This is a genomic window from Sphingomonas anseongensis (genome assembly GCF_023516495.1).
GTDB lineage: Bacteria > Pseudomonadota > Alphaproteobacteria > Sphingomonadales > Sphingomonadaceae > Sphingomicrobium > Sphingomicrobium anseongensis.
The window spans coordinates 612,878-625,300 of sequence record NZ_JAMGBC010000001.1 but is presented as its reverse complement, the minus strand read 5'-3'; the positions used below and the strand labels follow the sequence as shown (position 1 = coordinate 625,300).

Annotated in this window: 8 protein-coding genes; 5 read left to right on the top strand and 3 right to left on the bottom strand. The window is 64.6% G+C overall.

Features of this window, described 5'->3' with window-relative positions; all coding sequences use genetic code 11:
- Positions 1–97: 97 nt before the first annotated feature.
- Positions 98–745, top strand: a complete 648-nt coding sequence (locus LZ519_RS03170) for a S24 family peptidase (RefSeq protein ID WP_249867279.1) — start codon at positions 98–100, stop codon at positions 743–745.
- Positions 746–749: 4 nt separating this feature from the next.
- Here LZ519_RS03170 and LZ519_RS03165 read toward each other — a convergent pair whose 3' ends face one another.
- Together LZ519_RS03165 and LZ519_RS03160 are read right to left on the bottom strand one after the other, a co-directional pair.
- The gene (locus LZ519_RS03165; protein ID WP_249867278.1) at positions 750–920 is read right to left on the bottom strand and encodes a hypothetical protein; all 171 of its coding nucleotides are present in this window, start codon (positions 918–920) and stop codon (positions 750–752) included.
- Between the two features lie 38 nt (positions 921–958).
- Positions 959–2,857 carry a TIR domain-containing protein gene (locus LZ519_RS03160; protein WP_249867277.1) on the bottom strand — a complete coding sequence of 633 codons (1,899 nt, stop codon included), beginning with the start codon at positions 2,855–2,857 and terminating at the stop codon, positions 959–961.
- Between the two features lie 134 nt (positions 2,858–2,991).
- Between LZ519_RS03160 and LZ519_RS03155 the strand changes: the two genes are divergently transcribed.
- From LZ519_RS03155 to LZ519_RS03140, 4 genes are read left to right on the top strand one after another with little or no spacing between them, the layout of a single operon-like run.
- Positions 2,992–3,201: a hypothetical protein gene (locus tag LZ519_RS03155; protein WP_249867276.1), complete on the top strand. Its 210-nt coding sequence runs from the start codon at positions 2,992–2,994 to the stop codon at positions 3,199–3,201.
- Between the two features lie 50 nt (positions 3,202–3,251).
- On the top strand, positions 3,252–5,258 hold the full coding sequence (locus LZ519_RS03150; protein WP_249867275.1) for an autotransporter assembly complex protein TamA: 2,007 nt from the start codon (positions 3,252–3,254) through the stop codon (positions 5,256–5,258).
- Positions 5,258–9,427: a translocation/assembly module TamB domain-containing protein gene (locus tag LZ519_RS03145; RefSeq protein ID WP_249867274.1), complete on the top strand. Its 4,170-nt coding sequence runs from the start codon at positions 5,258–5,260 to the stop codon at positions 9,425–9,427. Before LZ519_RS03150 ends, LZ519_RS03145 begins: the two co-directional genes overlap by 1 nt.
- A 50-nt stretch (positions 9,428–9,477) precedes the next feature.
- Positions 9,478–10,881: an amino acid permease gene (locus tag LZ519_RS03140; protein WP_249867273.1), complete on the top strand. Its 1,404-nt coding sequence runs from the start codon at positions 9,478–9,480 to the stop codon at positions 10,879–10,881.
- Here LZ519_RS03140 and glnA read toward each other — a convergent pair whose 3' ends face one another.
- Positions 10,882–12,294 (bottom strand): type I glutamate--ammonia ligase, encoded by a 1,413-nt coding sequence (gene glnA, locus LZ519_RS03135; protein WP_249867272.1) that lies wholly within the window; start codon positions 12,292–12,294, stop codon positions 10,882–10,884. It abuts the gene before it with no gap.
- Between the last annotated feature and the right edge of the window lie 129 nt (positions 12,295–12,423).

The following is a 12,423-nucleotide window of genomic DNA, read 5'->3' as shown; positions in this document are numbered from 1 at the left end:
CGCTTATTCCCCACTTCGTCTGACGACTCGGCTGCCCATCCATTCCCAACGCAATTCCTACTTGTCTAGGCACATGCCTACACTTATGAGACCAACCATGGAGTCCAATCCCCGTGCCGTGTTGGAGCGCCTCTGCGCCGAGCGCGGCGAAGATTTCGCCGGATTGTCGCGAATGCTCGGCCGCAACTCGGCCTACATCCAGCAATTCGTACGCCGTGGTGTTCCGAGGAAGCTGAAGGAGGAAGAGCGAAAGAAGCTGGCTCGCTTCTTCGGCGTTCCCGAATCCTTGCTCGGCGGCCCGCCCGATGCGGACAAGCCTCCGCCAGGGCTCATTCCCGTGAAGCGGACGCTCGTGCATGCCTCGGCCGGGCCGGGCGCATTTGCCGGGGAGGAAAGGGGAGGACCCTATTTCGCGTTCGACGAGCGCTGGCTCCGGACGCTCACTCCGTCGGCTTCATCGAAGCTGTCGATCATTCGTGTCGAGGGGGATTCGATGGCGCCGACGCTGAATGCCGGCGACGACATCCTGGTCGACCTCGGCGACTGTATGGAGCGGCTCCGGGACGGGATCTACGTCCTTCGCGCGGACGATGTCCTGGTCGTGAAAAGGCTCGCGATCCATCCCACCGGACGACGGGTAACCGTCCAGTCGGACAATCCTGCCTACCCGGACTGGCCCGATTGCGACATCGACGCGATCCACTGCATCGGCCGGGTGATCTGGGCCGGGCGCAAGCTGGGTTGAGACTCTAGCTTCGGCGCCGGTCGAGCAGCCATACGGCGACCGCCACGGCAATTCCCGCGCCAAGGCCGATCCAGACGCCGCGAAGCGCGTTGCCGGTTACGAGGCCGGCGAGGAACCCCAGCAGGACTGCCGCCATGATGAAGCAGCCGCCAGCGCGCTTGTTTTGTCCGTCCATTGCCGCGCCTTGGCAGACCGCGGCTGCAAGCGCCAGCGTCAGGCGGGGAAGTTCATCTTCCGGAGCAGTGCCGCATAGCGGGGATCGCTCCGAAGCGGGTCGATGTACGTGTCGCGCTCCACTCGGAGCAATCCCGAATCGCGGATTACCCATGCCCGATCGAGCGCCGCGAAGGCTCGATCCTTATCGCCGAGCTGCGCATAGACCTCGGCATATTGGTAGCTTGCGGCGTCGCCATAGGATTGGCGCATCTTCTCGATCACCGCCGGCACCTCCTTGCTCTTCCCTGTCTGGGCGAGGATCACCGCTTCGTTGACGAGACGGTTGTAATTGTCCGTTGGTGCTCGCTTCAGATAGGCCTGGGCCTCGGCGAGCTTGCCTTGGGCAACGAGCGCAGTCGCGACGATCTCGGGCCAGTTGAACAGATACGGTCGCGTCCGTTCGAGCTTCTGTGAAAACTCGACCGCTTCGTTGAACCGGTGGGCGGCGAGCAGGGCGGAAAAATGAACGAAGTAGGCGTTGACGCTCAACGGATCGAGGTTGATCGCCTGATCGGAAAGCCTGATCGACTCCGTGCTGTTTCCGAGCGCTCCGAGGATGAAGGCATAATCCGACAACACGGCAGGGCTGGCGGGCGCGAGCTGAAGCGCAATCTTATACTCGCGGATTGCGGGCCCAACGTCCAAGACGACGCGGTAAATCTCCGCCAAGGCATGGTGAGCGTTGGCGAGCTTCGGAGCGAGCCGAAGCGCGACCTTGGCGGTTTCCATCGCATCTGAACGAAGCCGCACAAGTTCCGGAAGACCATCGGAATAGGTGCTTGCATACCAATTGGTGAACAGCGCCTTGTTCGCATAAGCATCGGCATATTTCGGATCGAGCTTGATCGCCGCGTCGGCGAGGGAAATGCCCTCCTGCAACGCATCCTTATCGCCGCGCCGGGTCGCTTCGAGCGCCTGAAGCAGAAGCTTTTGGGCCTCAGGGTTCTTTGTGCCTCCGGCGGTGATCGCTTCATGCTCGAACCCGCCGAGCGTGATGCTGAGCGCCCGGGCCACATTCTCGGCTATATCCGTCTGGATGACGATCGCATCGCCCGGTTTGCGATCGTAGTTTTGCGACCAGCGTTCGATCCCGCTCTGGCCGTCGATGAGCTGCGCGCTGACGCGAATGGTCGAGGGGGACTGCCGGACGCTTCCGGTGAGGATGTTGCCGACGCCGAGCTTTTTCGCAGCGGTCTCCGCATCGTCGTTGCGAACCGCTTCCGAGGAGGTTCGGCCTACGACTTTCAGGCCGGCAAGGCGGGCCAGGGCGCTCCGAAGTTCTTCGGCAATTCCATCTGAAAAATAGGCCTGGGAGGGATCGCCGCTCAAATTGGCGAACGGCAGGACGGCGATGCTTCCAGCAGCGGAAGCGGACGTCGGCTTGAAGAGCGCGTAGCCGCCAACGGCAGCGACGGCGACTGCGGCAATGCTGCCTCCGGCAATGACGTTTCGCCGGCTCAGCCCAGTGCCGCCAGAAGCGGAGATCGCCTCACCGCTCGACTCGCCGGCGAGCCTGGCGACCGCAGAAAGGATGGCTTGGAAACGCGGCTCGGAACGGCCGCCCTTCCATCCACTCAGTGGAAGCGCCTGCATCTCCCCAAAGCCCAGCGGTAGATGGACGTTATCGAGAAGCACCGGCACATAGACGCGGCGCTCTTGCGCCCGCGTCGCTTCGTCCTGCACGAACGTGCCTTCCGGCCCGACCGAGCGCTTGCTCCAGACAACGATGACGCATTTGGCTGCGTTGAGCTCGGATTCGATCATGTGGCGCCATTGCGCGCCGCCGCCGATCTGCTCGTCCCACCAGACCGAATAGCCCTCGGCCTCGAGCGCATCGACCAGCGGCTTAACCCGCCGCCGGTCTTCTGCCTTATACGAGACGAATACATCGCTCATTGGTGAGCCCCCGCTCTCGGAGGCAGCTTAGGTCCGATGACAGGCCTTCGCAATCGGCGGAGAGCAGATGGTCAACGCTCCGTTGACGATGTTCATCCGCAGTCCCGAAACGGCTCCGGGGCTAAGGCGCTTCAATGGACTCTCCCTTCATTTCGGGCCGCCCGGCGCTTGCCGATGCAGCGGAGCTGATCGAGCGCTTCGGCGACAATGCCGGTCTCGAGGCAGCCGTCCGTGCGGAGGAGAGCCGCGACGCGGGCAACCTGGTCCGCTTCTGTCACTGGCGGCAGATCGAGCGGGTCATCGTCACGCTGAGCAGCGAGGAAGTGCGCGGAAGCGTTCACTAAATCGTCTGGCCGGTCTGGCGCGGTTCATGTCCGCCCTCTAGTCTGCACCAATGGACGAGCGGGCTGGGGTGGGGGTCATCGCGCGGCTGCTTTGTGCGGCCGCAACGGCGGCATTTGCCTGCGCCCCTGCTGTCGCCCAGCAAGCAAACCCGTCACCCCCACCTGAGCCGCAACCCGATTCCACCTACATCGACCCATCCGCGCCGCTTGACCCCATGCCGGACCTCGGCGTGCCGTGGCCGGAGATCGGCAAGGACCTGCCCGACGCCTCTCAGCAACAGGCGCCCGACGCTCCAGCGGCTGCAATTACCGAGACCGACTCCGAGCATGCCTATGCGATCGTGATCGACGGGCTCGAGCGGCTGGGAAATCGGCAGGAATTGGTGGACGCGTTCGAGAAGCAGTCCGCGCTGTACGAACGGCGAAGGGAGGAAGCCAACGCCGCCCAAATCCAGCGCCGCGCCGAAGACGATTCGGAGCTGCTTGCCGAGCTTCTGCGATCCCAAGGCTATTATGACGCGCTCGTCGAGCCCGCCATCGAACCCGAAGGCTCCGTTCTCCGGGTGACCCTGGAGGCGCAGCCGGGCCAGCAATATCGATTCCGGTCTGTCGAGCTTCCTGGGCTCGAGGCAGCCGGCCCGGACGCCGAGAAACTTCGCCAGTCCTTTGCCGTCAAATTCGGCGATCCCGTGAATGCGCAGGAGGTGATCTCGGCCAACCTTGCGCTCAAGGTTGCGCTGGGCGAGGAGGGTTTCGCTCTCGCCAACATTGGCGAGCAGCAAATCGTCGTCGATCACCAGACCCACCTCGCGACCCTCGTGCTTCCGGTAAACCCGGGGCCGGTTGCTCATTTCGGGGCGATCCGGGTCAGCGGGAAGCCGCCGTTCAGCGCCCGCCACGTCGCCGAGATGGCGAGGTTCAAGCCGGGCCAGAGGTTCGAGCGCGACAGGGTCGACGATCTCCGCCGCGCGCTGATCGCCACCGGCCTTGTCGCCTCCGCGGAGGTTAAGGTCGTGCCGGTGACCGACCAGGGCAGGGTCGACCTCGACGTCACCCTGACTCCGGCTCCGCGCCACACCATAGCTGGGGAGCTTGGCTATGGGACGGGCGAGGGCGCCCGGCTCGACGTCAGCTGGCAGGACCGAAACTTCTTCAACCCGGAAGGAGCGCTCTCGCTGCGCGGAATTCTGGGCACTCGCGAGCAGCTGGCGGGCGTACAGTTCAGGCGCAACAATTTCATGAGGCGCGACCGCGTTCTCGACCTTCAGCTGACCGCCAGCCACACCAAGTTCGACGCATACGAGGCGCGCACCATTCGCTTCCTTGGGAGCATCGAGCGGCAGAGCAACATCATCTGGCGCAAGCGCTGGACCTGGGGCGTGGGCACCGAACTCCTGGCCACCGACGAGCGCGGGGTGTTCAGCGATCCCAACGTGAAGGAAACCAAGACCTTCCTGATCACTGCACTTCCGGTCAGCCTTGCCTATGACGGCAGCGACGATCTCCTGGATCCGACTCGCGGGTTCAGGATGTCCGGCCGGCTCAGCCCGGAAATCTCGGCCAAGTCCGGGTCCTTCGCCTACGCCCGCGCGCAAATCGACGCGAGCGCCTACCTTCCTGTTGCCGGGACAGCTGTTCTCGCCGGGCGGGTGCGCCTGGGAAGCATCCTCGGCGCGGACGCGCCGTCGATTGCGCCGTCGAGGCGATTCTATTCGGGCGGCGGCGGATCGGTTCGCGGATATGGCTACCAGCGCGTCGGGCCGGTCGACTTCGAAAACGATCCGGTGGGAGGGAAGACCCTCACCGAGTTCGCGCTCGAGGCCCGGTTCCGGCTCAAGGCGTTCGGCGGCAACTTCGGGCTCGTGCCTTTCCTCGACGGAGGGTCGCTGACCAACAATATCTTGCCCGGTGCAAGCCGCTGGCAGTTCGGCGCCGGCGTCGGTCTCCGTTATTATTCCAGCTTCGGCCCCATCCGGATCGACGTCGGGACCCCGCTCAATCCGCGCCACGGCGACAGCCCGATCGCGGTGGCGGTCTCGCTCGGCCAGGCCTTTTAATGGCCGAGGCTGCGCTCGTCGAAGGCGGCGGTGGGCGGCCGCCCTATCGGCTGAAACGCAATTGGGCACGAAGGCTCCTTCAGGAGCTTGTCGCGCTTTTGCTCGGCCTCGCTCTGCTCCTCGCCATCGGCCTGTTCGTGCTCGACACCGCGCCAGGGCACCGCTGGGTCGTCGACCGGCTCGCCCAGGTCGAGACCTCATCGGGCCTCAGGTTCCGAATTGGGCGAATCGAAGGCTCTATCTTCGGCGAATCAAGGCTCAAGAATGTCGAGATCCTCGACCAGAAGGGCGTGTTCTTCACGTCGCCCGACATTCGACTCGACTGGGCCCCAGGCGCATGGCTGTACAACAAGCTGTCGATCGACCGGCTTCACGCTGACCGAGCCACCCTGGTCCGGCTGCCCAAGCTCAAGCCGAGCGCGAAGAAGGGCCCGATCCTCCCCGGCTTCGACATCCACATCGGCGAATTGTCGATCGACCGGCTCGACGTCGGCAAGGCTGTCTCCGGAACGCCCCGCGTTGGCCGCCTGAAGGGGAGCGCCGATGTCCGTTCCGGCCGGGCCGTGATCAGGATGGGCGCCGCGATCGACCGCTCCGACCGGCTCCTGCTCAATTTGGACGCAGAGCCGGACGGCGACCGATTCGACCTCGAAGTTCGCGCCCGCTCGGCCGCGAATGGAGTGCTTCCGGCGCTGTTCGGATCGAAGCGTTCGATGGACGCTGTGATCACCGGCGACGGAACCTGGAAGCGCTGGCGGGGCGCAGCGGCGCTCAACCTTTCCGGCCGCCCGACCGCCAGGTTCACCCTCACTGCGTCCGACGGTACCTTCGGCCTCTCCGGCGCCCTGAAGCCATCGCAATTCCTTCGCGGGCGCCAGCTGCGGCTGACGTCGCCGATTGTCCGCGTGACCGGCAGCGCCCAGCTGAAGGACCGTATCCTCGACGGCCGGCTGATCCTCGGCTCGGGTTCGCTCCGGATTGCCACGACCGGCGCCCTCGACCTCGCCCAGAACAGCTTCCGCTCCGTGCGCATCGGGTTCGACCTGCTTCGCCCGCAGGCGCTGTTCACCAACATGACCGGGCGGCAGGTGCGGATGCTGGTCACGCTAAACGGTCCGTTCAGCACCGCGACCCTGGCCTACCGGCTCACTTCGCCCGCAGTGAAGTTCGACAATACGGGCTTCGTCGACGTGCGCGCGGAAGGACGGACTCAGCTTTCGCAGTGGCCGATGCAGGTCCCGCTGCACCTGAAGGCTCGAGCCATCACCGGGGTCGGCGATGTCGCCAGCGCAATCCTCGCCAACGCCAGCCTCGATGGAATGCTGACCATTACGCCCAAGCTCGTTCGCGGTGAAAATCTGCAGCTCCGGAGCGCCCAGCTGAACGGCAAGTTATCGCTGCTGATCGACCTCGTCACCGGCCAGTTCCAGGTGCTGCTGTCGGGCGGAATGCACCGCTACTTTATCGAGGGCCTGGGCATCGTCGATGTGCTCAGTGACCTTCGGGTCGTGCCGGCGCCGGGCGGCCACGGGTCCCTCGTCACTGGCACCGCCAAGGCATGGGTGAGGCGGCTCGACAACAGTTTCTTCATGAGCCTGACCGGAGGCCTTCCGCGGCTTGAAACCAACCTTACCCGAACGCCTGACGGGATCCTGCACCTTTCGAACCTCCAACTCTATTCGCCCAAGCTGCGGCTATCGGGGGAAGGGGTGCGCTTTCGTGACGGCACCTTCCACGTCATCGCTCGTGGGCGGCAGGCGAAATACGGGCCGGTCCGGATGACTCTCGACGGCAATATCGCGCGGCCGAAAGTCGACCTGGTTCTCGACCGTCCCAACGACACACTGGGCCTGAAGGACGTTCGAATTTTCCTTAATCCAATCGCGGCGGGCTATGATTATCGCGCGAACGGCGGATCGCGGCTCGGACCCTTCACAAGCAAGGGCCAGATACTGCTGCCGCGCGGCGGGCGCACCGTCATCGATGTGGCATCGCTCGACGTGAACGGAGCACATGCAAGCGGCCGCCTTCGCGCCGATCCGGGGGGCTTCACGGGCGGCCTCGATGTCGCTGGCGGCGGCCTGACCGGCAATCTGGCCTTCGCGCCCGTCGGTAACGCGCAGAAGATCGAGGCGCACCTCATCGCCAACGGCGCAAGCTTCCCCGGCGCGCTTGCCGTGAGGAGCGGACGTCTGGACGGGACGGTCGTGCTCGCCGACGAGCGAACGACGATGTCAGGCGTAGTGACCGCTCGCGGCCTCGAGATGAATGGCGTGACGATTGCGCGGCTCACCGCCAACGCCAACCTGGTCAACGGCACGGGCCAGGTCCGCGCCGCCTTTGCCGGTCGCCGTGGTGCCGAATTCGAGTTCACGACCGTCGCCGACGTCTCTCCCGACCGGATACGGCTCAGCGGGCGCGGGTCGGTTGAGCGAAAAGCACTGGTGCTCGAGCAGCCGGCGGTTCTGACCCGTTCCGGCGACGGCTGGGCGCTGTCGCCGACGCGCGTCGCGTTCGGCGGCGGCCATGCCGTCGTCTCCGGCAACAGCGGATCCAGCCCCAACGTTCACGCCCAGCTCGCGTCGGTCCCGCTCAGCGTCCTCAACATTGCCTGGCCCAACCTGGATATGGGCGGCCTGGCGAGCGGAAGCCTCGACTATGCGTGGAAGGGGACGCGCTCGGGCCGGCTGAACCTGACCGTCCGCGGCCTCAGCCGCTCCGGGCTCGTGCTGGCGTCGCAGCCGATCGACCTTGGAGTCGCCGCGATCCTGACCGGCGACAAGGCGGGCCTGCGCGCGGTCGCGGTGAGCAAGGGGCAGACCATCGGGCGGGCGCAGGCGCGCTTCGCCCCGCTCGGCGCGGGATCGGTGATGACGGCGCTGATGAACGCGCCGCTGTTCGCGCAGCTTCGATACCAGGGCCCGGCGGACACATTGTGGCGGCTGTCGGGCGTGGAGATTTTCGACCTTACCGGGCCAGCCGCGATCGGTGCCGACATCCGCGGGACCCTCGCCAATCCGACGATCCGCGGAGCGCTTCGGACCGACAATGCGAAGTTGGAAAGCCCCGTCACCGGAACCGTGATCGACCATCTGGTCGCGCAGGGTGTGTTTGCCGGGCCGAAGCTGGTGTTCAGCAGGCTATCTGGCCAAACATCGGGCGGCGGCACGATCGCCGGATCGGGAGCCGTGACCTTCTCGGAAGGCCGGACCTTGCTCGACCTGGCCTTCAATGCGTCCGAGGCGCAGCTGCTCAACCGAGACGATATCGCGGCGCGCGTAACCGGCCCGCTCAGGGTGAAGTCTAACGGCGCCGGGGGCACCATTTCCGGCAATCTCCACCTCAACGGCGGCCGCTTCACCCTGGGCCAGGCGAGCAGCGCCGCCGCGGTGCCGCAGCTCGACGTCAAGCATACGGGCCTCGATCCCGCGGACGTGATCGAAACCGAGCAGCTTCACCCGTGGAAGCTGGACATCGAACTTGCGGGCGGCGGGTTGCAGGTTCGCGGCCTTGGAATCCGAAGCACCTGGACGACCGACATCCACGTCGGCGGAGCCGCCGATTCTCCGGCGTTCACCGGTCGCGCCGACTTGGTCCGCGGCAATTACGACTTCGCCGGCCGGACCTTCCGGCTCGACCGCGGAGTCATCCGCTTCCGCGGCGAAAGCCCACCCGATCCGCTTCTCGATATCCGCGCGCTCGCGCAGGTGCAGGGGCTTGACGCGACGGTCCTCGTGCAGGGGACCGGGCTGAAGCCGGAAATCAGCTTCGCGTCGAATCCGCAGCTTCCGCAGGACGAGCTGCTGTCGCGGATCCTGTTCGGAACCTCGATCACCAACCTGTCGGCGCCGGAAGCCTTCCAGCTCGCTTCGGCAGTCGCCGCGCTCAACAGCGGCACCGGGAGCCTCGATCCGATCAACGCACTGCGCCGAGCGGTGGGCCTCGACCGCTTGAGAATCCTTCCTGCGGACATCGCCACCGGACAGAAGACTGCGATCGCCGGCGGCAAGTATATCGGCCGAAAGCTCTACGTCGAAGTGATCACCGACGGGCACGAATATTCCGCCACTCGCGTCGAATATGAGATCACGCGCTGGCTTTCCGTTTTGTCCACCGTTTCCACCATCGGACGAGCGCAGGCGAGCGTTCGTGTCAGCAAGGATTATTGACGCGAGCCGCCGCGGTTGCGAGCAGTGGCGCGAACGGGGGTAAGCACCGCATGAGAAACTGGAACGTCCGCAAAATCGTCGTGCCGCCTGAAGCGATGCCCGAGGAGCACCGGCTCAAGAAGACTCTGTCCTGGCACCATCTCATTTTCCTCGGCGTCGGGGCGATCGTCGGTACGGGAATACTCGTTCTGATCGGCACTGCAGCCGACAAGGCCGGCCCTGCGATGATGCTGAGCTTCGTGATCGCCGGCGTGATCTGCGCGGCCGCGGCCCTCGCTTATGCTGAGGTCGCGACGATGATACCTGCTTCGGGATCTGCCTACACCTACAGCTATGTCGTATTCGGCGAGCTGATCGCCTGGTTCGTCGGCTGGTCGCTCATCCTAGAATACAGCCTGGTGGTCAGCGCCGTCTCAGTCGGCTGGTCGGGCTATTTCTCGCCGTTGATCGGTATTCCGCAGGAACTTGCGACGGCGCCTCTTCTCGGCGGAGTGTTTAACTTTCCCGCCGTGTTCATCATCGCGGTAATCGCCGGGATGCTCATCTACGGAATGCGCGAGAGCGCGACTCTCAACTCGATCCTGGTTGCAATCAAAATGCTTGCGCTGGCGATGTTCATCGTCGTGGCGCTGAGAGTCTTTCAAGCCGACAATTTCACGCCGTTCATGCCCTACGGCTTCGTCAAGAGCGGGCCTTCGGGGCAGGAGGTTGGGGTGATGGCGGCCGCCGCAATCATCTTCTTCGCTTTCTACGGCTTCGACGCCATCGCCACGGCAGCGGAGGAAACGAAGAACCCCGGCCGCGACCTCGCGATCGGAATCGTCGGTTCGATGGTTCTGTGCGTGCTCATTTACATGGCGGTCGCTGCAGCGGCGATCGGTGCGGAGCCCTATCAGCGTTTCGTGGATTCCCCAGAACCGCTTGCTCTGATCCTTCGGGACATTGGCCAGCCGGTTGCGGCGAAGCTGCTCGCTCTGTCGGCTTCGGTGGGCCTCCCGACGGTGATCCTCGCCTTCTTCTACGGACAAAGCCGAATCTTCCTCGCGATGTCGCGAGACGGGCTCCTTCCGGCGCCGCTTGCACGGCTCTCGGGCCGGCGTAATCCGGTCCGAATCACGCTCTTCACGGCCGTCGTGGTCGGAGCACTGGCCGGCCTCGTTCCGCTGAACGACCTAGTCGCGCTGGCAAATGCCGGAACGCTGACCGCCTTCATCGCGGTGTGCGCAGCAATGCTGACACTCAGACGGCGTGACCCCGATGCAAAGCGTCTGTTCCGGACGCCCTTGCCGTGGGTGACCGGGCTCATCGGCATCCTCGGCTGCGCTTATCTTTTCTACAGCCTGCCGAGGTACACCCAGGAATGGTTCCTGATCTGGAACGCGGTCGGGTTGGTCATCTATTTCGTCTTTGCCTCGGGCAACGCGGAGCGGACCCGAGGGAAAGCCGCCAGCTGATCAACTGCTGTAATACATGTCGAACTCGACGGGGCTGGGCGTGGTCTCCCAGCGCATCACCTCGTCCCACTTGAGCTCGATATAGGCGTCGATCTGGTCGTCGCTGAACACGTCGCCCTTGGTCAGGAAGGCGCGATCTTCCTGCAGGTTCACCAGCGCCTCGCGAAGGCTTCCGCAGACCGTGGGAACGTTGACCAGCTCCTGCGGCGGCAGGTCATAAAGATTCTTGTCCATCGGATCGCCCGGATGGATTCGGTTCTGGATGCCGTCGAGGCCCGCCATCAGCAACGCTGAATAAGCGAGATAGGGATTGGCCAGGGCGTCGGGGAAGCGGAACTCGACCCGCTTGGCCTTCTCCCCAGCGCCGTACGGGATCCGGCAGGAGGCCGAACGGTTGCGGCTGGAATAAGCGAGCAGGACCGGCGCCTCGAAACCCGGAACCAGGCGCTTGTAGCTGTTGGTCGTCGGGTTGGTGAACGCGTTGAGCGCCCGGGCGTGCTTGATGACCCCGCCGATGAAGTAGAGCGCGGTCTCGCTCAACCCGGCATAGCCATTACCCGCGAACAGCGGCTTGCCCGCCTTCCAGATCGACATGTGCGTGTGCATGCCGCTGCCGTTATCCTTGGCGATCGGCTTTGGCATGAAGGTCGCGGTCTTGCCGTAGGCATGGGCGACCATGTGGACGACATATTTGTAGATCTGCATCCGGTCGGCGGTCTGGACCAGGCTTCCGTAGGTGAGGCCGAGCTCGTGCTGGGAGGCCGCGACCTCGTGATGGTGCTTGTCCATGGGGAGGCCCATCTCGAGCATCGTCGAAACCATCTCCCCGCGGATGTCCATCGCGCTGTCGACCGGAGCGACCGGAAAATAGCCGCCTTTCTCGCGCGGGCGGTGAGCCAGGTTTCCGCCTTCATATTCGCGGCCGGTGTTGGTCGGAAGCTCGATGTCGTCGATCCTGTAGCCGCTGGCGCTATAGCCATCCTCGAACCGGACATCGTCGAACATGAAGAATTCGGCTTCGGGGCCGACGAAGACGGTGTCGCCGACGCCGCTCGCCTTCAGATAGGCTTCCGCGCGAGTCGCGGTGGAGCGGGGGTCGCGGCCGTAGAGCTCTCCGGTCGAAGGCTCGACGACGTTGCAGAACAGGATCAGCATCGGGGTGGCGCTGAAGGGATCCACGTAAGTCGTCTCGAGGTCAGGCTTCAGGATCATGTCGGACTCGTTGATCGCCTTCCAACCGGCGATGGACGATCCGTCGAACATGAAGCCGTCGGTCAACATGTCCTCGTCGATGACGACCGACGCCATGGTCAGGTGCTGCCACTTGCCCTTGGGATCGGTGAAGCGGAGGTCGACCCACTCGATCTCCTCATCCTTGATCTTCGAAAGGATCTTGCTCGCGTCGTTGGCCATTTGCCGCTCCCGGTTTGCTCGTTTCCTGGCGCTAGCGGACTCAAAACCAAGGCGGCCCGCGCTGCTGCTGGAGCAACACGGGGAAGGTTCGCGAATCCGAAGCTTGGAACAGGCTTGTCGGGCCGGTGC

What these genes read in the sequence shown, in the direction of transcription:
- LZ519_RS03145 (WP_249867274.1), top strand. Translation starts at nt 5,258, where the DNA reads ATGGCCGAGGCTGCGCTCGTCGAAGGCGGCGGTGGGCGGCCGCCCTAT.
- LZ519_RS03140 (WP_249867273.1), top strand. Translation starts at nt 9,478, where the DNA reads ATGAGAAACTGGAACGTCCGCAAAATCGTCGTGCCGCCTGAAGCGATG.
- glnA (WP_249867272.1), bottom strand. Translation starts at nt 12,294, where the DNA reads ATGGCCAACGACGCGAGCAAGATCCTTTCGAAGATCAAGGATGAGGAG.
- LZ519_RS03150 (WP_249867275.1), top strand. Translation starts at nt 3,252, where the DNA reads ATGGACGAGCGGGCTGGGGTGGGGGTCATCGCGCGGCTGCTTTGTGCG.
- LZ519_RS03155 (WP_249867276.1), top strand. Translation starts at nt 2,992, where the DNA reads ATGGACTCTCCCTTCATTTCGGGCCGCCCGGCGCTTGCCGATGCAGCG.
- LZ519_RS03170 (WP_249867279.1), top strand. Translation starts at nt 98, where the DNA reads ATGGAGTCCAATCCCCGTGCCGTGTTGGAGCGCCTCTGCGCCGAGCGC.
- LZ519_RS03160 (WP_249867277.1), bottom strand. Translation starts at nt 2,857, where the DNA reads ATGAGCGATGTATTCGTCTCGTATAAGGCAGAAGACCGGCGGCGGGTT.
- LZ519_RS03165 (WP_249867278.1), bottom strand. Translation starts at nt 920, where the DNA reads ATGGACGGACAAAACAAGCGCGCTGGCGGCTGCTTCATCATGGCGGCA.